Raw genomic sequence first — 20,905 nt, 5'->3', positions numbered from 1 at the left:
GGTCCACTCCTTCACTTGGAGTGGACCCCGTGGTGCAGTTCAGTGCTTTCATGCTGCATGCTGGGCAGTTCAGCAGGCCCTGAAGGTTTTTCCGAAGGTTACGGAGTGGCGCATGACTAGCACCTTCCCCAACATCTCCATCAGCACGGAGCGGTTGGTGCTGCGTCCCTTCGAAGACCTGGACATCCAGTCGTTGGCCGAGATGATGAACGACGAACTGGTCACCGCCTGGACCTCCGTGCCGCAGCCCTACACCGAGGCCGACGCCCGCGCCTGGATCGCCGAACTCGCCCCCGCCGAACGCACCGAGGGACACGGCATCGTCTTCGCCGTCTCCGAGTTCCTCACCCAGCGCCTCGTCGGCATCGTCCGCCTGCAGAACACCGACTGGCGTGTCCGCTCCAGCGAGATCTCCTACGTCGTCGCACCCTGGGCGCGCGGCGAGGGCTACGCCTGCGAAGCCGCCCTGGCCACCGCGCAGTGGCTCTTCCACGACCAGAAGTTCGAACGGCTGGAACTGCGCACCGCCGCCGACAACACCGCCTCCCAGCAGGTGGCGCAGAAGATCGGCTGTATCAGCGAGGGCGTACTGCGCGGCGCCTGGATAGCGCGCGCCAGGACCGACAGCGGCGAGTGGATCGACGTCCGCACGGACCTCATCGTCTGGAGCCTGCTGCCCGAGGACCTGGAAGGCGTCGGCGATCAGTCGGCCGACGGCTTCACCTCGTTCGGTGACTGGAACTGACGGGTAGCGAACCCACGGGCGCCCGGGGTGCCCGCGCGGCGACCAGGTACCCTCACGGAGCCTGCCCCTCGGGCTGCCCGACGACGACCTGCGCAAACCCTGGAGAGAGACGACGATGGCCGACCGGGTCACGGTGATCGGCTGGGACGGCTCGCCGCTGACCGCCGCGGCACGCTCGGCCCTCGGTGCCGCCACGCTGGTGGCCGGTGCCGCCCACCACCTGGCGCTTCCCGAGGTGCCGCCCGCCGCAGAGCGCATCCGCCTCGGCAGTGTCGCCCTCGCCGCCCGCCGGATCGCCGGCCACCGCGGCACCGCGGTCGTGCTCGCCGACGGCGACCCCGGCTTCTTCGGAGTCGTACGGACCCTGCGCGCGCCCGAGTTCGGCCTGGAGGTCGAGGTCGTCCCCGCCGTCTCCTCCGTCGCCGCCGCCTTCGCCCGGGCCGGCATGCCCTGGGACGACGCACAGGTGGTCGTCGCACACCCCCGCACCCTGCGCCGCGCGGTCAATGTGTGCCGCGCCCACACCAAGGTCGCCGTCCTCACCTCACCCGGCGCGGGCCCCGCCGAACTCGGCCTCCTCCTCGAAGGCGTCCATCGCACCTTCGTCATCTGCGAGGAACTGGGCACCGACCGCGAACAGGTCACCGTGGTCACCTCCGACAAGGCCGCCGATCACACCTGGCGCGACCCGAACGTCGTGATCGTGATCGGCGGCAAGGTGGCCGCCGCGGAGGGCGGCGGGTGGATCGCCGGCCGCGACCCCTCTGCCGTGCCGCGCGGCTGGACGCTGCCCGCCGAGGCCTACGGCGGTCTCATGGGCGAAGGCGAGCTGGAGCCGCTCCGCTCGGCCCAGCTCGTCCGGCTCGGCCCCCGCGTCGGCGACCTCGTGTGGGACATCGGCTGCGGCAGCGGCGCCTTCGCCACCGAGGCGGCGCGGGCCGGCGCCGCCGTCATCGCCGTCGACCGCGACCCGCACGCCTGCGAGCGCACCGAGGCCAACGCCCGCGGCTTCGGGGTCCAGCTCCAGATCGTCCACGGCAGGGCCCCGCACGTGCTGGAGAACCTCCCCGAGCCGGACGTCGTCCGCATCGGAGGCGGGGGAGCGGCCGTCGTCTCCGCCGTCGCCGACCGGCGCCCGCAGCGCATCGTCACGCACGCCGCCACCCGCGACGAAGCCGAACTCATCGGCCGCGACCTCACCCAGCACGGCTACGACGTGGAGTGCGCCCTCCTGCAGTCCGTGCAACTGGACACGCGTGCCTGGACGGAGCGGGAGCGGACGGTCGCGTTCCTGCTCACCGGAGATCTGGGGCGGCGCGAAGCGCCTCGTTGAGTGGTGGAGGTCGAGCGACGGGCGGGCACTGACCGACCGCGCAGTGTAATCGCGTAGCCCTCCCCGTGATCCGGTTGTCGTACCGCGCGCGGTAGGCTGGCCGATCGTTGTACCGCACTCGGTCGCCCGGCGCTTCGTCGGTCAATGTCCGGAAAAACGCTCCCCATTTGGGGTGGGTGTGGTACGGCGAAACCGGAGGACGCGCAACGTGGCGCAGTCCACAGCGGCCTGTCGCGGATCAACCTGTCGCGACGGTCGAACGGCCACGACAATGCCACTCAATGGCTTTGTCGCCTTTTTTGGGCGGGTCGCTCGTGCCGCTGGGCACGCACGCTCGTTCTTCACTACGGGGGCGGTCGGTGCGCCGTCCCCGGTGAGCTGGTCGTGGAAGCACTAACCGATGGGCGAGGGGTACGCATGACCGACACCGGCCAGGTCCCGGGCGAGGGACTGCCGGAGAGCGCAGGCATGGTGGAGCAGCCGGGCGCCCCCGCGGCGCACGGTACGTACACCTACCTCTCCGAGACCACTGCCGAGGACGAAGACCTGCTACTGCCCGGCTCCCAGGGCGCCTGGGGCACAGAGGTCACCCCGCCCGCGCCGGAGCCGGTCCTCGAGGCCCTGCACGAGCCGGGCGCACATGAGATGTCCGGCCGCGACAGCGGTTCGGTCGACCTCAGTGCCGTCCGTCTACCGGCCCCGTCGGCGCCGATTCCGCCGATCACCCCCCGCCGCCCCCTGCACCTCGGTCCGCCCATCCCCGACGCCTCCGCGAGCCCGGTTCGCTCCCTCGCCGACCGCGGCGCCGTCGGCATCGGCACCCCTGCCCGCCAGGCCGGCCCCGAGTACCTGGACGTCCCGCAGCACCGTGAGGCGTCGGCCCCACAGCCGGCGGCCGCCTGGAGCTCGCCCGCCGAGGCTGCCGTGCCGATGAGCACCGAGGCACCGGCTGCCGAAACGGTTGTTCCGACCGGACAGCAGGTGGCCACGGAGGGCAGCCTCGAGGCGGATGCCGTCCAAGAGGCCGAGGTCGGCGCACCTGCTCCCCAGGAGGCGGCGTACGGCGCCCAGGAGCCGACGGGTGACCTTCCCGCGTCGGCTGCCGGCGCGGTGCATGGCCAGGACGCCGATGAGGCGCCGGTGACCGGGTTCGCTCCTGGGGTCGAGGAGAGCGCGGCGGCTCCCGCTCCCGAGGCCGACCAAGTTGCGGGCGGGTATGCGGACGCCGGTGAGGCTGTGGTGGACGGGGCCGCTTCCGGTGCCGCCGAGGTCGCAGCTCCTGCGGCTGTGGTGGATACCCCTGCTGCGGATGTCCCGGTGAGCGAGGTCGACCCGGGTGCCGGACCGGCGCCGGGGGACCTGCCTGTCGATGCGGCCGTCGATGGCCCCGCGCAGATGGCCGCTGCGACCGCCGGTGACGCCGGGCACGGTCCCGAGATGCCCGCGGCTGAGGCTGGGCCGCTTCCTGAGCAGACGGGCTCCGAAGCCGTGCTGCTTCCTGAGCAGGCGGTCCCCGAGGCTGGGCTGCTTCCCGAGCAGACGGCTTCTGACGCTGTGCAGCTTCCTGAGCAGGCGGCTCCTGAAGCCGCGCCGCTTCCCGAGCAGGCGGTCCCTGAGGCTGCCCTGCTTCCCGAGGCGCCGGCTCCCGAAGGCACCCCGATCCATGACGCCCCTGCCCCTGAAGCTGTCCAGGTCCCTGACGCCCCCGCTCCGGAAGCCGCCCCGCTTCTCGACGCTCCCGCGCCCGAGGCCCCCGTGCAGGTTGCCGAGCCCGCAGCACGCGATGCGGCCCAGTTCCCGGAAGCCGCCCAGTTCCCGGACGCACTCCAGGCTCCCCACGTCTCCGCCCCCGCTGACCCCGAGCCGATGCCTGAGGCCGTCCCGGCCCCGGTCGCGCTCGACGGGGTGCAGGGAGCGGAGCCCGCCGAGGCCGGGGACCTCGCGCCGATCGTGCAGCCCACGGACGCCGGCACCGCGCCCGCCGACGACGCCTTGGCCGCCGTAGTCTCCGAACCGGCCCCGGAACTCGCGGCCGCCGGGCAGACGTACCAGCAGGAGTCGGCGCAGGAGCCGCAGCACGCCGCTCCGGTGGACGCCGAAGCCGAAGCACAGGCCGTGACCGTGGGCGCGCCCGCCGTCGACGCGGAAGCCCCGTCGGCGGACCTGGCGGCCGTCGTTCCCCCGGTGGCACAGTTCCCGGACGCCCAGCAGGTCCCGGACGTCACCGCCGAGCGCGCACCGGCCCTCCAGCCACTCGCCGCAGTCGCCGCCACGGCCGCCGCGCCGCAGCCGGCCGTGGCCCAGCCCGTCCCGGCCGAGGCGCCGGAGCACTTCGTCGCCGAGCCCGCCGGCCCGCAGCTCCGGTCACCGGCCGCCCAGGCCCCCGAGGAGTCCGCGGAGTCCGGTGAGGCCGATGCCCCGGCCTTCGTCCCGAGCGGTATCACCCAGGAGCCCGCGCCGGAGCAGCCGCTGGGCCAGTTTGTGCCGGTCGAGGGATCGGTGCCCACCACCCCGCACCTCGCCCCGACCCCGCCGCAGCCGATCGTCCTCCCCGCGGAGGAGACACCGGCTGCCGTCGCCGCGGTTCCGGCCCCCCGCGACGGCGACCCCGAACTCGTACAGCACGCGGAGGACCTGGACACCCGGGCCGCCGACCAGGAAGACCCCGGAGAAGAGAGCACGGCGTCCGTGGAAGAAGCACCCCAGTCCACCGGCCCGGCCGCGCCCGCCTACGACGACGCCGAACGCGCGGCCGTCCTCAAGGTCATGCGCGAGCGCCGCGACATCCGCAACGGCTTCCGCAGCGACCCCATCCCGCACGAGGTGCTGCTCCGCGTCCTGGAGGCCGCCCACACGGCGCCCTCCGTCGGGCATTCCCAGCCCTGGGACTTCGTCGTCATCCGCTCGGCCGACACCCGGCGGACCATGCACGAGCTGGCCATGCGCCAGCGCGAGGCGTACGCCAAGTCGCTGCCCAAGGGCCGGGCGAAGCAGTTCAAGGAACTGAAGATCGAGGCCATCCTCGACACCCCGGTGAACATCGTCGTCACCGCCGACCCGACCCGCGGCGGCCGCCACACCCTCGGCCGGCACACCCAGCCGCAGATGGCGCCGTACTCCGCCGCGCTCGCGGTCGAGAACCTCTGGCTCGCCGCCCGCGCCGAGGGCCTAGGCGTCGGCTGGGTCAGCTTCTTCGACGAGCGCGAGATGGTCCGCGCCCTCGGCCTGCCCGAGCACCTGGAGGTCATCGCCTACCTGTGCGTCGGATACGTCGACGAGTTCCCGGACGAGCCCGAGCTGCTGCAGGCCGGCTGGTCCAAGCGCCGCCCGCTGTCCTGGGTCGTGCATGAGGAGACGTACGGTCGTCGCGCCCTGCCCGGCGAGGAGCCGCACGACCTGCTCGCCGAGACCGTCGCCCAGATCCGCCCGCTGGACGCCAAGGCGCTCGGCGAGGCCTGGGAACGGCAGAAGCGCATGACCAAGCCGGCCGGCGCGCTCGGCATGCTGGAGATCATCTCCGCTCAGCTGTCCGGGCTGTCCCGCCAGTGCCCGCCGCCGATCCCGGAGCCCGCGGCCGTCGCGATCTTCGCCGGCGACCACGGTGTGCACGCCCAGGGCGTCACCCCCTGGCCGCAGGAGGTGACGGCCCAGATGGTCGCCAACTTCCTCGGCGGCGGCGCGGTCTGCAATGCCTTCGCCGGCCAGGTGGGCGCGGAGGTCTGCATCGTCGACGTGGGCGTCGCCGCCGACCTGCCCGCCACCCCCGGCCTGCTGCCCCGCAAGGTCCGCGCGGGCACGTCCGACATGACGACCGGCGCCGCGATGTCCCGCGAGGAGGCCAAGCAGGCCATCGAGGTGGGCATCGAGACGGCCCGCGACCTGGTGGCGGCCGGCAACAAGGCGCTGCTGACGGGCGAGATGGGCATCGCCAACACGACCGCCTCGGCCGCCCTGATCTCCGTCTTCACCGGCGCCGACCCGGCCGAGGTCACCGGCCGCGGCACCGGCATCAACGACGAGACCCTGGCCCGCAAGACCGAGGTCGTCCGCCGCGCTCTGGAACTCCACCAGCCCGACCCGGCCGACCCCATCGGCGTCCTGGCGGCGATCGGCGGCTTCGAACACGCCGCGCTGGTCGGCCTCCTGCTGGGCGGCGCCTCCCTGCGTACGCCGGTGATCCTGGACGGCGTCAGCGCCGGCGCCGCCGCTCTGGTCGCCCGCGCCGTCGCCCCCGAGGTCCTCGCGGCCTGCATCGCCGGCCACCGCAGCGCGGAGCCCGGCCACGTGGCCGCCCTCAACAAACTGGGCCTGCGCCCCCTGGTCGACCTCGACCTCCGCCTGGGCGAGGGCACGGGCGCCCTGCTGGCCCTCCCGCTGGTCCAGAGCACGGCGAGGGCGATGCACGAGGTGGCGACGTTCGACTCGGCCGGGGTGACCGAGAAGTAGACGTCCCGGAAGGGGATTCGGCCAGGGGGTCCGCGTCGGTCCGCCGTGGGTCTGTGGGCAGCCGTTGCGGGTCGTGGGCACTCGCTCCGCGGGGCGGAACGGGTGGGCACAGACCCGCGCACCCGCACCCGGCACCGAAGCTCAGCCACCGGACACCTGACCGGCCGACCCCACCCACCCCGTAAAATCCGCACGTCAGGGCCACCGCACCGCCGTAAAAGAGGAGCCGTACCCTCATGGCCGAACACCCCGCCTACCCCGTAGGCCTCCGCCTCACCGGCCGTAAAGTGGTCGTCCTCGGCGGCGGCCAGGTGGCCCAGCGCCGCCTCCCGGCCCTCATCGCGGCGGGCGCGGACATCCACCTCGTGTCCCCGGACGCGACCCCCTCCGTCGAAGCCATGGCCGACGCAGGCGAGATCACCTGGCAGCAGCGCCCCTACGAGGACGGCGACCTCGCCGACGCCTGGTACGCCCTCATCGCCACCAGCGACGATGACGCCAACACCCGCGCCTCCGCCGAAGCGGAGCGCCACCGCGTCTGGTGCGTCCGCTCCGACGACGCCGACGCCGCCACCGCCTGGACCCCGGCCACGGGAACCAGCGAGGGCGTCACGGTCGCGGTCCTCACCTCCGACGCACGCGGCCGCGACCCCCGGCACACCGCCGCGATCCGCGACGCGGTCGTCGAGGGCCTGCGCGACGGCACCCTCGTCGCCCCGCACCACCGCACCCGTACGGCCGGAGTCGCCCTCGTCGGCGGCGGCCCCGGCGACCCGGACCTGATCACCGTGCGCGGCCGCCGCCTGCTCGCCGAGGCCGACGTGGTCATCACCGACCACCTGGGCCCGCGCGACCTGCTCGCGGAGCTGCCGTCGAGCGTCGAGGTGATCGACGCGGCGAAGCTGCCGTACGGCAGGTTCATGGCCCAGGAGGCCATCAACAACGCGCTGATCGAGCACGCCAAGCAGGGCAAGTCGGTCGTACGCCTCAAGGGCGGCGACCCCTTCGTCTACGGCCGTGGCATGGAGGAGGTCCAGGCGCTGGCCGAGGCCGGCGTCCCCTGCACGGTCGTCCCCGGCATCTCCAGCTCGATCTCGGTGCCGGGTGCCGCCGGCATCCCGGTCACCCACCGGGGCGTCGCCCACGAGTTCACCGTGGTCAGCGGTCACATCGCCCCCGACGACGAGCGCTCCCTGGTCGACTGGCCGTCCGTCGCCAAGCTGACCGGCACGCTGGTGATCCTGATGGGCGTCGCCACGATCGGGAAGGTCGCCGAGACCCTCATCGCGCACGGCAAGTCCCCGGACACGCCCGTCGCCCTGGTCCAGGAGGGCACGACGGCCGCCCAGCGACGGGTGAACGCGACCCTCGCGACCGCCGCCGAGACGGTGCTCGCCCACGAGGTCAAGCCGCCGGCGGTCATCGTCATCGGCGACGTCGTGAACGTGGGACCGAGCGGACCGATCCCTTCCGCGTAACCGCGGGTAACCCAACCCGTACCGAACCGTTGGCACCACACCCAGGACAAGGCAGTATCACCCTGTGGCCGATCTCATCACCGTCGATGACCCCGCCGACCCGCGCCTGAGCGACTACACGGGCCTGACCGACGTCGAACTGCGCCGCAAGCGCGAACCGGCCGAGGGCCTGTTCATCGCCGAGGGCGAGAAGGTCATCAGACGGGCCAAGGAAGCCGGCTACGAGATGCGGTCGATGCTGCTCTCGGCCAAGTGGGTCGACGTCATGCGCGACGTCATCGACGAACTCCCGGCCCCGGTGTACGCGGTCAGCCCCGACCTCGCCGAGCAGGTCACCGGCTACCACGTGCACCGCGGCGCGCTCGCCTCCATGCAGCGCAAACCGCTCCCGACGGCCACCGAACTCCTCCAGTCCGCCCGCCGCGTGGTGGTCATGGAGTCGGTCAACGACCACACCAACATCGGCGCCATCTTCCGCTCCGCGGCAGCCCTGGGCATGGACGCGGTCCTGCTCTCCCCGGACAGCGCCGACCCGCTGTACCGCCGCAGCGTCAAGGTCTCCATGGGCGCGGTCTTCTCGGTGCCGTACGCCCGTCTCGACACCTGGCCCAAGGGCCTCGAAACGGTCCGCGAGGCGGGCTTCACCCTCCTCGCCCTCACGCCCGACGAGAAGGCCAAGACCCTCGACGAGGCCGCCCCGCACCGGATGGACCGGGTCGCCCTGATGCTCGGCGCCGAGGGCGACGGCCTCTCCACGCAGGCCCTGGTCGCCGCCGACGAATGGGTCCGCATCCCGATGTCCCACGGCGTCGACTCCCTCAACGTCGGCGCGGCGGCCGCGGTCGCCTTCTACGCGGTGGCCTCGGGCTGCCCGCAGATCTAGGCCGTACGGCGATGGCGCAGCGGGAGGCGATCGTCGCGGTCCTCCTCCGGGCCGACCGCGTCCTCGCCATCCGCCGCGGCCCGGCCGTCGCACGCCCCGGCTACTGGCAACCCCTCAGCGGCAAGATCGAGCCGGGGGAGACCCAGCGCGAGGCCGTCGTCCGAGAGGTCCGCGAGGAGGTCGGCCTCAGCGTCGTACCCCAGGCCAAGGTCTGGGAGTCCGAGACGGACGACGGCCGCTTCCGCCTCCACTGGTGGACGGCGAACGCCGAGACCGGCGCCGTCGTCCCCGACCCCGGCGAGGTCGCCGAGGCCCGCTGGGTCACACCCGACGAGTTCCTGGCCCTGGACCCGGTCTTCGAGGGCGACCGGGAGTTCTTCGAACGGATCCTGCCGGCCCTGTGAGGTCCTGTCCGCCCGGGCCCGTCGCCTAGTCGCGGATCTCGAACGTCGACTCGTACCGCTGGGACATCAGGTCGTCCCCGTCCAGCGGCGTGTAGCCGGGTTCCACCTGCTCCTGCTGCGGCCGTACGACGTCCCCGTCACCGCCGAGCCCGCGGTCCGGGCCCTGGCAACCCTGCGCCGCCGCAATGCCGAGCGCCACGAGCAGCGTCACCACGACGAACACGAACAGCCGCTGCCGCAGCAGCTGCGGGTTGGCGGGCCGCCGACCGGTACCCGTCCGCGGCGCCGGACGGCCCGCGCCATTGCGCGGTGCGGGCCGTCCGCTGCCGCCCGAGCGTGGGGCGTTGCGCGAGGCGGGGATCGGCCGGGGTCCGGGCCGGGACGAGGCCGTACCGCCGGGCAGGGCGCTGCCGCCCCGCGACGGCACACCGTCGCGCGCGGGACCCGGACCTCGGGAAGCGCCATTGCCGCGCGGCGGGGGAGTGCCCTGTGGGCGGCGCTGGAGACGCTGCTGTTCCGGGTAGGTGCCGGCGAGCCGCCCGGTCGGCCGGTCCGCCTCTCCGGAGCGCGGCGCGGGCGGCCGTACGTCCGCGAGCCCCTGCGCCTCCCGGGCCGCGATCTCCTTCAGACGCAGCGACAACTGCAGCGTGCTGGGCCGCTCCTCCGGTGCCTTCGCCAGACAGGCCCGCACCAACGGAGCGAGCGCGTCCGGTACGCCGTGCAGCTGGGGCTCCTCGTGGACGACGCGGTACAGCATCACCTCGGAGCTGCCGTGTCCGAAGGGTGAGTCACCCATGGACGCGTAGGCGAGGGTGGCGCCGAGGGAGAAGACGTCCGTGGCCGGCGTGACGGCGGCGCCGCGCACCTGCTCCGGGGCGAGGAAGCCGGGGGAGCCCACCGCGGTGCCGACGTGCGTGAGGGTCGAGGCCCCCGTCGCCCAGGCGATGCCGAAGTCGATGATCCGCGGTCCCTTGGGGGACAGCAGGATGTTGGAGGGCTTCAGATCCCGGTGGACGACACCGGCCTCGTGGACGGCGACCAGGCCCTCGGACAGGGCGGCCCCGACGGCGGCGACGTCCGCCGCGCCGAGCGCCCCCTCGTCGACAACCTTGTCGTGCAGGGAGGGCCCGGGCACGTACTGCGTGGCGAACCACGGCCGATCCGCCTCGAGGTCCGCGGCCACGAGCCGGGCCGTGCAGCCACCGCGAATCCGCCGTGCCGCCGACACCTCACGCGCGAACCGGGAGCGGAACTCCTGATCCTCCGCCAGATCGGGCCGGATCACCTTGAGCGCGACCCGCTGCCCCTTCTTGTCGGAGCCCAGGTAGACGACGCCCATTCCGCCCGCGCCGAGCCGTCTGTGAAGCCTGAACGAGCCGACGACGCGCGGGTCCTCGCGCCTCAGGCGCATCATCGCCATGTTCATCCCCGCTGCCCGGTCCGTCTGACGAGCCACAGCTTACGTTTCCACGGGCCGCCGTGCGCAGAGGCCGCGCCCTCTCGGGCCGATGGATTGTCAGTGGTGGATGGGAGACTTGAAGGGTGGTCAGGGGGCTGGCGAGCAAGGCGACTTCGCCCTGCAATGTCCCCCAACCACCCATCGCAGAAGGGGGATTGGGCCCGTGAAGGGTGATCGCGTGGAGATAGTCGTGGATGCGGGGGACACGACCCGCACGTACGAGGTGGTGGCGAGCAGGGCGGGCCGCCGGGTGGAGACGGCGGTGCGGCGAGGTGTCGTGGAAGTGAGCGAAGTCACCCGAAGCGGGACTGTCGTGCGTACGGCGCGCTTCATGGCGAACCGGGTTCTCGCGCTGGTCGAGCAGCCCGTGCCGCGCGAGGACAGCTCGGAGAAACCGGTGTAGACCGGGCGTCCCCTCGGGGAAGACCCCGAGACCTAGGACTTCGTCTCCACCCAGGGGAGTACTTCCCAGGTCATGGCTCATCCTCCGGGAGGCCCGCCAATCGGTACGAGGGCATGACGCCCGGCGTGGCCCGGCCGCCTAGATTTGAGGTCAAGCGGCGGGTGCAGCACTCGTCCCCCGAGGTCAGACACCCGCCGCTGCCAACGACAACTGACACAGGTCAGGAGAGGGACCATGGCCCAGACGGCACCGCGGACACTGATCCGCCCGCAGCAGCGCCCGCTGCTGCGCCCCCGTCGCCAGGGCCGCCGCCACCCCTTGGTGGCGACGCTCATGGCCCTTCCCCTGGCGGTCCTGCTCCTGGTCGTCTTCGACGGCTGGGAGACAGTGGCCACACAGGCGTCGTCCGTGGGCGTGATGCTGGGGCGCTGAGCGGCGACCCCAGGCCCGGAAGAGCGGTCCGGGCGGGGACATCCACCCATGAAACCCCGTGGGGACGGGGGTGCGGCGGACGGCAAAAATGCCGGCGCAGCTGGGGAGCTGCGCCGGCATTGCTTTTGCCTGCGCCGACAACTTCCGGTAGTACGCGGCCGTGGGCTCACGGCCGGAGGATCTTCACCTCGCCTGTCGACGCGGTCCGGGCCTTTCAGCCCGTCCGGCGGTCGAGGGCGATGCTGGTGCCATCCTTAGCCCTCACCCACCCGTTGGGGGCTGCGCGCCTGTCGGGGGTGTCTCTCGTTGCCGGCCCGGGCATTTCAGCCTGTCCGGTGTTCGGGGACGATGCTGGTGCCATCCTTAGCCCCCACCCACCCGTTGGGGGCTGCGGGCCTGTCGGCGGTGTCTCTCGTTGCCGGTCCGGGCATTTCAGCCTGTCCGGCGATCGAGGGCGATGCTGGTGCCATCCCTAGCCCCCACCCACCCGTTGGAGGCTGTACGCCTGTCGGCGGCACTTCTCGGCGCTGGTCCCGGTATTTCAGCCCGTCCGGCGTTTGAGGACGAGGCCGTTCAGGCCGACAGCGGGGGTCTGGGGGCGGCAGTCCCCAGGGGCCGGGGTGGAAGGGGCGGGAGCCCCTTAAAGGACGGGAAGGGTAGGGGCGGCGGGGGCGAGACACATCCATGGACGCGCCCGGCATCCGGCCCAGACCGACGAGCACCCCCCAACCAAGCCGCGCCGTCACCGACGTACTCTCGGCCCAGCCTCCCCCGCACCCAAGGGACCCCAGTGACCCCGAACCCTCTCCTGCCCGCCCTCACCGCACACGCCGAAGCCACGGCACACACACGCCCCCACCCCTGTCCCTGCGGGGCAACCGTCACGCTCGCCGACCGCCCCGACGCGACCGTCGTCCGGCACGCCGACACAGTCGCCAAGGCCCACGCCCCGGACATCACCCCCACCGAACTCACACCCCGCCTCACCGCCGCCGCCAACCTCCCCGACATACTCCTGGCCCCGCTCACCCTCATACCCGCCGACCTGCACGGCCGACCGGTCACCTTCTGGCCGTACGGCTCACCCGTAGACCCCGGCGACCCCGACGCGGCCCCCTGGGAGGCGGCAGCCACCCTCCTCGCCCGTCTCCACCGAACCCCGACCGAGGCCTCCGCCCCGCTGCCTCCCATGCGCGGCCCGGCCAAAGCCGCCCACGCCGTGGACCGGCTCCGCGAAGCCGAGGGCAGCACCCTCGCCGCCGGCACCGCCGCCGTCCTCCGCGCCTGGGACACCCTCCCCGCCTGGGCCCGCGCGAAGGCCCCGCAGCCCGACACCAGCACCCTCTGCCACGGCGACCTCCACCTCGGCCAACTCGTCCGCCACCCGGCCCCGGACGGCCCCTGGCTTCTCATAGACGTCGACGACCTCGGCGTGGGCGTGCCGGCCTGGGACCTCGGCCGGCCGGCCGCCTGGTACGCCTGCGGGCTGCTGTCGCCCGAGGAGTGGGAGCGGTTCCTGTCCGCGTACCGCGCCGCAGGCGGACCGGCCGTCCCCGCGGAGGACGACCCCTGGCCCGCCCTGGACATCCCGGCCCGCGCCCTCACCGTGCAGACCGCCGCTAGGGCGATCACCAAGGTCCTGGCCGAGGGCCGCGCCCTGGACGAGGTCGAGCAGTCCCTCGTGGACGCCTGTGACCGAATGGCCTCCGTCCCCCCTGAGTTGACCCGGGATTACGCAAAGTAGGGTGCAACCGACCGCAGCCGGACAGAGTCTGTTCTGGCGATACGCGAAGCAGGATCGACCGGCGAGGAGTTGAGCCGACCATGCAGTGTCCGAAGTGCCGAGCCCCGATGCACACGTACAACCGCAACGGCGTCCAGATCGAGCAGTGCAGCGGTTGCCGCGGCATCTTTCTCGACTACGGCGAGCTGGAGTCGCTGACCCGCCTGGAGTCCCAGTGGTCCCAGCCGGCCCCGCCGCCTCCGGCCGCCCCGCAGGCCTACCCGGCCCCCGCCCCTCAGGCCCCGGCCTGGGGCGCCCCGCACGGTGGTCACCACGGCGGCCACGGCGGTCACTACGGCCACAAGCGTCACAAGAGCTTCGGCCACATGCTGTTCTCCAGCTGAGCCGCACCAGCACGAAGAAGCCCCCGGTCATCGACCGGGGGCTTCGGTGTGTGGACGATACTGGGATTGAACCAGTGACCTCTTCCGTGTCAGGGAAGCGCTCTCCCGCTGAGCTAATCGTCCTCGGGATCGTGATCGACCAAACACGCCTGAAGATCACGAACTTACTGCGTGCGCGATACTGGGATTGAACCAGTGACCTCTTCCGTGTCAGGGAAGCGCTCTCCCGCTGAGCTAATCGCGCGGGTCAGACCTTCGATGATCTGTCGAAGATCCAGTGGACGATACTGGGATTGAACCAGTGACCTCTTCCGTGTCAGGGAAGCGCTCTCCCGCTGAGCTAATCGTCCTTGGAGGTGGAGACGGGATTTGAACCCGTGTAGACGGCTTTGCAGGCCGTTGCCTCGCCTCTCGGCCACTCCACCAGGAGTGTAGGGGGTCGGGAAGATCCCCTGTTCCTTCGAGCGGACGACGAGGCTCGAACTCGCGACCTCAACCTTGGCAAGGTTGCGCTCTACCAACTGAGCTACGTCCGCTTGTCGTTTCGTTCCGCTCCCGCGGCCCGGCGACGAGTTGAACTCTAGCGGATTCCGGGGCCAGCACAAAAACGCGTTTGTGCAGCGTGCTGCGCTGCGCCTGCTCAGGGACCTGCCGACGGGTCCCGAAGGACATGCCCAGGTCCCACGCAGGACACCCGCCATAGACTCGACTGCGTGCCCGACCTCCCTCCCCTCGCCCGCTTCGGCGATCGCGTGGCCACCGGCCTCCTCGATGTGACCAACGACCCAGCGGCCCTGGACTCCAGTGGTTTCTGGGCCGTCTGCGCCGACTTCGAGGGCTCTCTGACCTGCGCCCGCTTCCGGGACGTACGGGAGGAACCCGTGCCCGCGCCGGTGCCGGGTAAGTGGCGCGGTCCGGCTGCCGGTGACTGGACGTCCTCGCTCGACCGCTCCGCGTACACGGCGGGCGTACGGCGCATTCGCGAGCACATAGCGGCCGGCGAGGTCTATCAGGCGAATCTGTGCCGTGTCCTGAGCGCGCCGATCGGGCCCGACGCCGATGTGGACGACCTGACGGCCCTGCTGGCCCGCGGCAACCCGGCGCCGTACGCAGGAACGATCCGGCTGCCGGGGCACGGGGTTGAGACAGCCACCGCGTCTCCCGAGCTCTTCGTGCGCCGCGACGGGCGTGTTGTCGAGTCCGGGCCGATCAAGGGCACCGGGCGGACCGAGGCGGACCTGCTGGAGAAGGACTACGCCGAGAACGTGATGATCGTGGACCTGGTGCGCAACGACATCGGTCGCGTGTGCGCCACCGGGACGGTGACCGTGCCTGATCTGTGCGCCGTCGAGAAGCACCCGGGGCTTGTCCATCTGGTGTCCACCGTCCGCGGTGAGCTGGGCGCCGGGGTCGGCTGGTCCGAGCTGCTCGGCGCCGCCTTCCCGCCCGGCTCGGTCACCGGCGCGCCCAAGTCGAGCGCGCTGCGGATCATCGACGCGTTGGAGACGGCGCCCCGGGGCCCGTACTGCGGTGGCATCGGGTGGGTCGACGCCGACCGCGGGGCAGGCGAGCTGGCCGTCGGGATCCGTACCTTCTGGATCGACCGGGCCGAAAGTGTGCTGCGGTTCGGTACCGGCGCGGGGATCACCTGGGGGTCGGACCCCGAGGGGGAGTGGCGGGAGACCGAGCTGAAGGCGTCCCGGCTGCTCGCGGTAGCGTCGGGGGCGTACGAGGTGAGTGGAGAGGGACTGCAATCGTGAGGATCTGGCTGGACGGCGGGCTGCAGGACATGGAGTCCGCCCGTGTCTCCGTCTTCGATCACGGACTGACCGTGGGTGACGGCATCTTCGAGACGGTGAAAGCGGTGGACGGCCGTCCGTTCGCGCTGACCCGGCACCTCGACCGGCTGACGCGCTCGGCGCGCGGTCTCGGTCTGCCCGAGCCCGACCACGACGAGGTGCGCCGTGCCTGCGCCGCCGTCCTGGAGGCCAACCCGATGCCGCTCGGCCGGCTGCGCATCACCTACACCGGCGGTCACGGCCCGCTCGGCTCCGACCGCGGCGAGCACGGACCGACCCTCGTCGTCGCCGTCGGCGAGACCACCCGGCGCCCCGACTCCACGGCGGTCATCACCGTGCCCTGGACCCGCAACGAGCGCGGCGCGCTGACCGGCCTGAAGACGACCTCGTACGCCGAGAACGTCGTCGCCCTCGCCCGCGCCCACCAACACGGCGCCTCCGAGGCCCTGTTCGCCAACACGGTCGGGCAGCTCTGCGAGGGCACCGGGTCGAATGTCTTCGTCGTCCTGGACGGCGAGATCCACACCCCGCCGATCGCCTCGGGCTGCCTCGCGGGCATCACGCGCGTGCTGGCGGTCGAGTGGACCGGCGCGAAGGAGACGGACCTGCCGCTGGACGTCCTCGAGCGGGCCGACGAGGTGTTCCTCACCTCCACGCTGCGGGACGTGCAGGCCGTGCACCGCGTCGACGACCGTGAACTGCCGGGCGCACCGGGGCCGGTGACCGCCAAGGCGATGCGGATCTTCGCGGAGCGGTCGGGCGACGACCTGGATCCGTAGGGGCGAGGGGCACGTGGAGAAAATGGGCTGCCGTGAGCCGGTGCGGTGGGTAGAACACCCCTGATGACCACGACCCTGCGGCCGACCGAGCCGCTTCAGCACAACGAGGACGGGACCCGTTCGCGCCGCTTTCAGGTGTGTGTGAACGGCCGCCCCGTGGGCGCACTTCACCTCGGCACGCATCCCGTCTTCGGCGGCACGGTCGCCCTGATATCGGAGCTGCGCGTCGAGGAACCGGACCGGCGCCGCGGCCGGGGCACGGTGGCCGCCCTCGCCGCGGAGGAGGTGGCGCGCGGCTGGGGCTGCCGGCGCATCGAGGTGACGGTCCCCGGTGCCGCCGGACCGGCGCTGCGCCTCGCCACGGCGCTCGGCTACGTCGTACGCAATCGCGGTATGGAGAAGGCGCTCGGCGACACCGCGCCCGATCTGCCGCGGGGCAGCCGGGCGCGACCCATGACGGAGGCCGAGTACGGGCCCTGGGCGGACAAGAGCTTCGAGGAATACTTCCGCAGCTGGGTCGAGCGCGGGGTTCCGGCGGCCGCGGCCCGGGCCAAGGCCGAGCGGGACCACGCCGTACTGCTGCCGGCCGGTCTGCGCACGCCGGGTGCGGTCCTGAGCGTCCTGGAGCACGAGGGAACTCCGGTGGGCACGCTGTGGGTGGTGGCGCAGGATGACCGCGCGTACGTCTACGACGTGGAGACCGACCCGGCCCACCGGGGCAGAGGACACGGGCGCACGCTGATGCTGCTGGCCGAGGCCCAGGCGATCGCCGCGGGGCACCGGGTCGTCGGTCTCAACGTCTTCGCGGACAACGCGCCCGCCGAGCGGCTGTACGAGTCACTCGGCTACGAGACGACGCGGTACGCCCTGTTCAAGACGCTGCTGTAGCCGTCGGCCGGCCGAGGGCCCCGGACACGTCAGGCGCTCGGCCCGGCCAGCAGCCGGTCCGCGATCTCCTCGATGCGCTCGCGCAGCCCTTCCTGGCTCTTGCCGCCGTCGAGGCGCTCGCCGCCGATCACATACGTCGGCGTGCCGGTCACGCCGATCGCCTTGCCCTCGGCCTGGTCGGCGTCGACGATCAGGATGTGCCGGCCGTCGACCAGCGCGGTGTCGAACTCCTCGGTGTCCAGGCCGAGTTCCCCGGCCACCTCGACCAGGAAGGGTTCACCCTTACGGCCCAGCTCCTCGACCCGGCCCAGCACGGCCTCCACGTACGGCCACCCCTGCCCCTGCTCGAAAGCCTCCTCGGCGGCCTGCGCGCCGGCGAACGCGTGCTTGTGCTTCTCAAGCGGGAAGTGCCGCAGCCGCAGCTCCAGCCGGTCGCCGTAGCGGGCGCGCAGGGCACGGAGATCGTCCAGGGAGCGGCGGCAGTCGGGGCACTGCAGCTCGCACCAGACGTCGAGGACGGGGGCGGTGGGGCGGTCGGGGGAGGAGTCGCTCATGGTTCCAGTCTCCCAGCAGCGGCGCGGGCGACCCAATCCGACCGGGTCCTTTGCGGGACGGGAGCCCTGACGCAGACCCGGGCCGTTCCACCGGGACCGGGACCTGCGGAGGAGGGGACCCGGAGATGTCCCTGATGTCGGGCCCAGGCATGGCCGGGCGGGGTTGCCACGGTGCAGGATGGAAGGGACGAAGTGCCCTGACCGACTCAGCCTGCCCTGGAGGACCGGATGATTGCCGAGACCGTCTGTTCCGCCGCCGCCGCGGCCGGCCTGGGCATCGCGGCGGTCACGGCGTACCGCAAGCGTTTCCTCGCGGCCACGCGCATCGCCGCGTACTCGCTGGTGCCCCTGGGGCTGGTGATGACCGGTGTCGTCGACTGGCTGGCGGACACCGCGTTCAGCCCGACCGCTTGGGCGGGCTTCGGAGTCCTCGGCGTCTCCTGGCTGCTGTTCGTGAGCAGCCGCGCGGTGGAGCGCCGCCGTGGCGGCACCCGCAAGGAGCGCAAGGAAGCCAAGGCCGGCGCACAGCGCGAGGCGGTGGCCCCGGCGGCCTCGGCACCCTCGCTGGGTGCGGGGTCCCGTCAGTCGGCCCAGCCCGCGACCCCACCCCGGGCGGGGGCCTCGGACGATTTCAGCGACATCGAGGCGATCCTCAAGAAGCACGGCATCTGACGCCCGCACGCAGGGCTGAAACGACACAGTGGGTCGCCGCCCGGCCGTAAGTGATCATCACTCGAACCGGACATCGAGGAATTCGGCGAACTCCCGCTCATCCCGGGCGTGTTGATCGCGCGACGAGGGACAACTACGTCATCATCGCCGCGAGATGCTGGACACGACACAAAGCGAGGCCGCGCCACCTCAGGACGAGCCCCGCGGGTGCCTCTTCGCCCTTTCCCAGCCACCGCTTATGATCTTCCTTGCGGTGATCGGGTGTCTGCTGCTCATGGCTGCGCTGCACGATCTGCTGCTGCTCTGAGCCGTACCCGCGGGCCCCGGCGCCACCCGCCGGGGCCCGCGTCGACACCGGTATCCCGGCGATCGCTCAGCCCGCCGCTTCCTTGCGGCGAGCCCGGTAGGCGGCCACATGCAGACGGTTTCCGCAGGTGCGGCTGTCGCAGTAGCGCCGCGAACGGTTGCGCGAGAGGTCCACGAAGGCGTGTCGGCAGTCCGGCGCCTCACAGCGCCGCAGCCGCTCCTGCTCGCCCGCCACCACGAAGAACGCCAGCGCCATGCCGCAGTCGGCCGCCAGGTGGTCGGCGATGGAGGCGCCGGGGGCGAAGTAGTGCACATGCCAGTCGTAGCCGTCGTGATCCGTGAGCCGGGGGGTGGTTCCGGCGGCGGCGATCAGCTCGTTGATCAGCCCGGCGGCGGTCCGCGCGTCGGGCTCCGCGAAGATCTCGGCGAACCGCCCGCGCACCTTGCGCACCGCGGACAGATCGAACTCCGAGAGGACACCGACATCACTGATTTCGTGCTTTCGCACGAAATCGGCAAGCGCCGCGACGTCCGGCAGTGCGTCCGGAGTCTCGTCGCCCTCCGGTGCGGTGTTCACCAGATCCACCACGGCATCGAGCGCACACCGGGTGTCGTGGGTGATCAGCACGTTTCGCTCCCTGGCCTGAGGTCGGGCGGGGCGCCCGCCGATGCTGGCCGATGGTAGTGGCTCGCAGCGCCCACAGATCGGCCACGACCGTACGTGTCTTCGAATACAACGCCGTAGGGGCGCCGACGGTTCCCGTCCGGGCCGACCCGGACGGGAACCGTCGGCGTGTACTCACGGTGACCGGCAGGGCCGCCCTCCCCGAGCGCGCCTACGCCGCCCCCGCGGAGCGGAGGCGGCGCTGACGTGTGCCCTATGCGGTTGTCTTGGCCCGAGCCGTCTCCCCGAGTCGACGGCGCCGGGCGGCTTGCGGGAGCCTCGGCCTAGCTTTCCGCCAGGATGTGCGAGAGCTCCTGATCGAGATCGAAATGCCGATGCTCCGTACCGGGGGGCACCGCGGCATCCGTTCGCTTCAGGAAGGACTCCAGGGCCCGTGCAGGGGCCTCGAGCAGGGCCTCGCCCTCCGGAGAGCTCAGGGCGATGCAGACGACGCCCTGACCATGACTGCGCGACGGCCAGACGCGGACGTCGCCGGTGCCGGTGGGCCGATGCAGCCCCTCCGCAAGGAGGTCACGGGCGAACACCCACTCGACGGTCTCTTCGGCTCCGGTGTGGAAGGTGGCGTGCACGGCGTAGGGGTCGGCCGTGTCGTACCGCAGGCCTGCGGGGACAGGCAGGGAGGACTCGCTCGACACAACGAGGCGCAGGTGCAGCTCGCAGCTGACCGTGGTGTTCATAAGCGCCAGGGCCTTTCGCTCAGTGTGCGCTCGGGGATTCGCACGTCGGCGAAATCGACATGCCACCTACGGTGCCGTTGTAAACCCCTCTGAGTGTTTTGCGTGTGTTTACGTAACTCTTCCGGCCGAGAACCCGTTCGCGAGGTACGACCATTCCGGTGACTGGTTTCCGTCCGGTAGGGTTTGGCCGTATGAATACGGGGAGTAACGAGCCGGGCGAAGTTGCCGTGGCTACCGACAAGATCGAAGTGGATGGTGTGAAGGGCGACAGCGAGCAGGGGCTCGGCTCACGAGCGCCGGAGTTCGTCAAGGCGCGTAGAGCGCTGCATCTGAGCTGGCAGGTGGGCGTCTTCGTCATCGGCCTCGCGATAGTCGTCACCGGCATCATCCTGCTGCCTCTGCCCGGTCCGGGCTGGGTGGTCATCTTCGGGGGCATGGCGGTCTGGGCGACCGAGTTCGTCTGGGCCCAGCTCGTGCTGCGCTGGACCAAGCGCAAGGTCACCGAAGCGGCCCAGCGGGCCCTCGACCCGAAGGTGCGCCGTCGCAACATCATCCTGACGACGATCGGCTTGGTGATCGTGGGTGTGCTGCTCGGGTTCTACCTGTGGAAGTTCGGCATAGTGATGCCCTGGAAGATCAAGGACCAGTGATCCGCGAGGGGGTGCGGATGTCGGCCGGTGCGGGTTCGCGCTGGTCACTCGCACCCCCTGACATGGGGTAATGTTCTTCCTGCATCCGGGCGATTAGCTCAGTGGGAGAGCGCTTCGTTCACACCGAAGAGGTCACTGGTTCGAACCCAGTATCGCCCACCCGGATCCGGCGGCCCGCCTGCGAC

At 71.9% G+C, this 20,905-nt stretch carries 20 protein-coding genes and 6 tRNA genes; 17 read left to right on the top strand and 9 right to left on the bottom strand.

Annotated features, from left to right (window positions below):
- The first annotated feature begins 112 nt into the window (after positions 1-112).
- The 6 genes from ACWGDB_RS22725 (at position 113) to ACWGDB_RS22700 (ending at position 9,289) form a co-directional block, all read left to right on the top strand.
- A complete protein-coding gene (locus tag ACWGDB_RS22725; protein WP_453824059.1) occupies positions 113-745 on the top strand; it encodes a GNAT family N-acetyltransferase in 633 nt (210 codons plus the stop codon).
- 115 nt (positions 746-860) lie between these two features.
- Positions 861-2,078: a precorrin-6y C5,15-methyltransferase (decarboxylating) subunit CbiE gene (cbiE, locus tag ACWGDB_RS22720; RefSeq protein ID WP_453824058.1), complete on the top strand. Its 1,218-nt coding sequence runs from the start codon at positions 861-863 to the stop codon at positions 2,076-2,078.
- Positions 2,079-2,495: 417 nt separating this feature from the next.
- A complete protein-coding gene (cobT, locus tag ACWGDB_RS22715) occupies positions 2,496-6,524 on the top strand; it encodes a nicotinate-nucleotide--dimethylbenzimidazole phosphoribosyltransferase (protein ID WP_453824057.1) in 4,029 nt (1,342 codons plus the stop codon).
- 236 nt (positions 6,525-6,760) lie between these two features.
- Entirely contained in the window at positions 6,761-8,002 is a 1,242-nt protein-coding gene (cobA, locus tag ACWGDB_RS22710; RefSeq protein ID WP_453824056.1) for a uroporphyrinogen-III C-methyltransferase, read from the top strand.
- 64 nt (positions 8,003-8,066) lie between these two features.
- Positions 8,067-8,885, top strand: a complete 819-nt coding sequence (locus ACWGDB_RS22705) for a TrmH family RNA methyltransferase (protein ID WP_453824055.1) — start codon at positions 8,067-8,069, stop codon at positions 8,883-8,885.
- A gap of 11 nt (positions 8,886-8,896) precedes the next feature.
- Positions 8,897-9,289: an NUDIX domain-containing protein gene (locus tag ACWGDB_RS22700; protein ID WP_453824054.1), complete on the top strand. Its 393-nt coding sequence runs from the start codon at positions 8,897-8,899 to the stop codon at positions 9,287-9,289.
- A 25-nt stretch (positions 9,290-9,314) separates the two neighbouring features.
- Here the strand turns inward: ACWGDB_RS22700 and ACWGDB_RS22695 are convergent, their stop codons facing one another.
- Positions 9,315-10,715, bottom strand: a complete 1,401-nt coding sequence (locus ACWGDB_RS22695; protein ID WP_453824074.1) for a protein kinase domain-containing protein — start codon at positions 10,713-10,715, stop codon at positions 9,315-9,317.
- A 196-nt stretch (positions 10,716-10,911) separates the two neighbouring features.
- Between ACWGDB_RS22695 and ACWGDB_RS22690 the strand changes: the two genes are divergently transcribed.
- The 4 genes from ACWGDB_RS22690 (at position 10,912) to ACWGDB_RS22675 (ending at position 13,710) form a co-directional block, all read left to right on the top strand.
- Positions 10,912-11,151, top strand: a complete 240-nt coding sequence (locus ACWGDB_RS22690; RefSeq protein WP_328428941.1) for a hypothetical protein — start codon at positions 10,912-10,914, stop codon at positions 11,149-11,151.
- Positions 11,152-11,385: 234 nt separating this feature from the next.
- Entirely contained in the window at positions 11,386-11,583 is a 198-nt protein-coding gene (locus tag ACWGDB_RS22685) for a hypothetical protein (RefSeq protein ID WP_383607811.1), read from the top strand.
- 790 nt (positions 11,584-12,373) lie between these two features.
- A complete protein-coding gene (locus tag ACWGDB_RS22680; RefSeq protein ID WP_453824053.1) occupies positions 12,374-13,327 on the top strand; it encodes a phosphotransferase family protein in 954 nt (317 codons plus the stop codon).
- 80 nt (positions 13,328-13,407) lie between these two features.
- Complete coding sequence (locus ACWGDB_RS22675) at positions 13,408-13,710, top strand: TFIIB-type zinc ribbon-containing protein (protein ID WP_383607814.1); 303 nt, start codon at positions 13,408-13,410, stop codon at positions 13,708-13,710.
- Between the two features lie 51 nt (positions 13,711-13,761).
- Here the strand turns inward: ACWGDB_RS22675 and ACWGDB_RS22670 are convergent.
- From ACWGDB_RS22670 to ACWGDB_RS22650, 5 genes are all read right to left on the bottom strand, one after another.
- A tRNA-Val gene (locus tag ACWGDB_RS22670) sits at positions 13,762-13,833 on the bottom strand.
- 49 nt (positions 13,834-13,882) lie between these two features.
- Positions 13,883-13,954 (bottom strand) — tRNA-Val (locus tag ACWGDB_RS22665).
- Positions 13,955-13,988: 34 nt separating this feature from the next.
- A tRNA-Val gene (locus ACWGDB_RS22660) sits at positions 13,989-14,060 on the bottom strand.
- Between the two features lies 1 nt (position 14,061).
- A tRNA-Cys gene (locus ACWGDB_RS22655) sits at positions 14,062-14,135 on the bottom strand.
- Positions 14,136-14,173: 38 nt separating this feature from the next.
- A tRNA-Gly gene (locus ACWGDB_RS22650) sits at positions 14,174-14,246 on the bottom strand.
- Between the two features lie 177 nt (positions 14,247-14,423).
- Between ACWGDB_RS22650 and ACWGDB_RS22645 the strand changes: the two genes are divergently transcribed.
- The 3 genes from ACWGDB_RS22645 (at position 14,424) to ACWGDB_RS22635 (ending at position 17,176) form a co-directional block, all read left to right on the top strand.
- Complete coding sequence (locus ACWGDB_RS22645) at positions 14,424-15,470, top strand: chorismate-binding protein (protein WP_453824052.1); 1,047 nt, start codon at positions 14,424-14,426, stop codon at positions 15,468-15,470.
- The gene (locus tag ACWGDB_RS22640) at positions 15,467-16,288 is read left to right on the top strand and encodes an aminotransferase class IV (protein ID WP_453824051.1); all 822 of its coding nucleotides are present in this window, start codon (positions 15,467-15,469) and stop codon (positions 16,286-16,288) included. Before ACWGDB_RS22645 ends, ACWGDB_RS22640 begins: the two co-directional genes overlap by 4 nt.
- A gap of 63 nt (positions 16,289-16,351) precedes the next feature.
- Positions 16,352-17,176 (top strand): GNAT family N-acetyltransferase, encoded by an 825-nt coding sequence (locus ACWGDB_RS22635; protein ID WP_453824050.1) that lies wholly within the window; start codon positions 16,352-16,354, stop codon positions 17,174-17,176.
- A 29-nt stretch (positions 17,177-17,205) separates the two neighbouring features.
- On the opposite strand, the gene ACWGDB_RS22630 is transcribed toward ACWGDB_RS22635, so the two are convergent.
- The gene (locus ACWGDB_RS22630; RefSeq protein ID WP_453824049.1) at positions 17,206-17,730 is read right to left on the bottom strand and encodes a DsbA family protein; all 525 of its coding nucleotides are present in this window, start codon (positions 17,728-17,730) and stop codon (positions 17,206-17,208) included.
- Positions 17,731-17,958: 228 nt separating this feature from the next.
- Here ACWGDB_RS22630 and ACWGDB_RS22625 point away from each other — a divergent pair, with 228 nt between their 5' ends.
- Both ACWGDB_RS22625 and ACWGDB_RS22620 read left to right on the top strand, forming a co-directional pair.
- The gene (locus tag ACWGDB_RS22625) at positions 17,959-18,402 is read left to right on the top strand and encodes a hypothetical protein (protein ID WP_453824048.1); all 444 of its coding nucleotides are present in this window, start codon (positions 17,959-17,961) and stop codon (positions 18,400-18,402) included.
- 154 nt (positions 18,403-18,556) lie between these two features.
- On the top strand, positions 18,557-18,709 hold the full coding sequence (locus tag ACWGDB_RS22620) for a hypothetical protein (RefSeq protein ID WP_004002639.1): 153 nt from the start codon (positions 18,557-18,559) through the stop codon (positions 18,707-18,709).
- Between the two features lie 66 nt (positions 18,710-18,775).
- On the opposite strand, the gene ACWGDB_RS22615 is transcribed toward ACWGDB_RS22620, so the two are convergent.
- Both ACWGDB_RS22615 and ACWGDB_RS22610 read right to left on the bottom strand, forming a co-directional pair.
- Positions 18,776-19,336, bottom strand: coding sequence for a CGNR zinc finger domain-containing protein (locus ACWGDB_RS22615; protein WP_369269893.1), 561 nt, complete (start codon positions 19,334-19,336; stop codon positions 18,776-18,778).
- Positions 19,337-19,656: 320 nt separating this feature from the next.
- Positions 19,657-20,070, bottom strand: a complete 414-nt coding sequence (locus tag ACWGDB_RS22610; protein WP_004002642.1) for an SsgA family sporulation/cell division regulator — start codon at positions 20,068-20,070, stop codon at positions 19,657-19,659.
- 191 nt (positions 20,071-20,261) lie between these two features.
- Here ACWGDB_RS22610 and ACWGDB_RS22605 point away from each other — a divergent pair, with 191 nt between their 5' ends.
- Both ACWGDB_RS22605 and ACWGDB_RS22600 read left to right on the top strand, forming a co-directional pair.
- Positions 20,262-20,720, top strand: coding sequence for a TIGR02611 family protein (locus tag ACWGDB_RS22605; RefSeq protein WP_453824047.1), 459 nt, complete (start codon positions 20,262-20,264; stop codon positions 20,718-20,720).
- Positions 20,721-20,807: 87 nt separating this feature from the next.
- A tRNA-Val gene (locus ACWGDB_RS22600) sits at positions 20,808-20,879 on the top strand.
- The last annotated feature ends 26 nt before the right edge of the window (positions 20,880-20,905 follow it).

The sequence above is a fragment of the Streptomyces sp. NPDC055013 genome (assembly GCF_053608645.1).
The sequence above is the reverse complement of the archived record's forward strand: the minus strand, read 5'-3'. Positions and strand labels throughout refer to the sequence as shown.

What these genes read in the sequence shown, in the direction of transcription:
- ACWGDB_RS22725 (WP_453824059.1), top strand. Translation starts at nt 113, where the DNA reads ATGACTAGCACCTTCCCCAACATCTCCATCAGCACGGAGCGGTTGGTG.
- cbiE (WP_453824058.1), top strand. Translation starts at nt 861, where the DNA reads ATGGCCGACCGGGTCACGGTGATCGGCTGGGACGGCTCGCCGCTGACC.
- cobT (WP_453824057.1), top strand. Translation starts at nt 2,496, where the DNA reads ATGACCGACACCGGCCAGGTCCCGGGCGAGGGACTGCCGGAGAGCGCA.
- cobA (WP_453824056.1), top strand. Translation starts at nt 6,761, where the DNA reads ATGGCCGAACACCCCGCCTACCCCGTAGGCCTCCGCCTCACCGGCCGT.
- ACWGDB_RS22700 (WP_453824054.1), top strand. Translation starts at nt 8,897, where the DNA reads ATGGCGCAGCGGGAGGCGATCGTCGCGGTCCTCCTCCGGGCCGACCGC.
- ACWGDB_RS22695 (WP_453824074.1), bottom strand. Translation starts at nt 10,715, where the DNA reads ATGAACATGGCGATGATGCGCCTGAGGCGCGAGGACCCGCGCGTCGTC.
- ACWGDB_RS22685 (WP_383607811.1), top strand. Translation starts at nt 11,386, where the DNA reads ATGGCCCAGACGGCACCGCGGACACTGATCCGCCCGCAGCAGCGCCCG.
- ACWGDB_RS22675 (WP_383607814.1), top strand. Translation starts at nt 13,408, where the DNA reads ATGCAGTGTCCGAAGTGCCGAGCCCCGATGCACACGTACAACCGCAAC.
- ACWGDB_RS22635 (WP_453824050.1), top strand. Translation starts at nt 16,352, where the DNA reads ATGACCACGACCCTGCGGCCGACCGAGCCGCTTCAGCACAACGAGGAC.
- ACWGDB_RS22630 (WP_453824049.1), bottom strand. Translation starts at nt 17,730, where the DNA reads ATGAGCGACTCCTCCCCCGACCGCCCCACCGCCCCCGTCCTCGACGTC.
- ACWGDB_RS22625 (WP_453824048.1), top strand. Translation starts at nt 17,959, where the DNA reads ATGATTGCCGAGACCGTCTGTTCCGCCGCCGCCGCGGCCGGCCTGGGC.
- ACWGDB_RS22620 (WP_004002639.1), top strand. Translation starts at nt 18,557, where the DNA reads ATGCTGGACACGACACAAAGCGAGGCCGCGCCACCTCAGGACGAGCCC.
- ACWGDB_RS22610 (WP_004002642.1), bottom strand. Translation starts at nt 20,070, where the DNA reads ATGAACACCACGGTCAGCTGCGAGCTGCACCTGCGCCTCGTTGTGTCG.
- ACWGDB_RS22605 (WP_453824047.1), top strand. Translation starts at nt 20,262, where the DNA reads ATGAATACGGGGAGTAACGAGCCGGGCGAAGTTGCCGTGGCTACCGAC.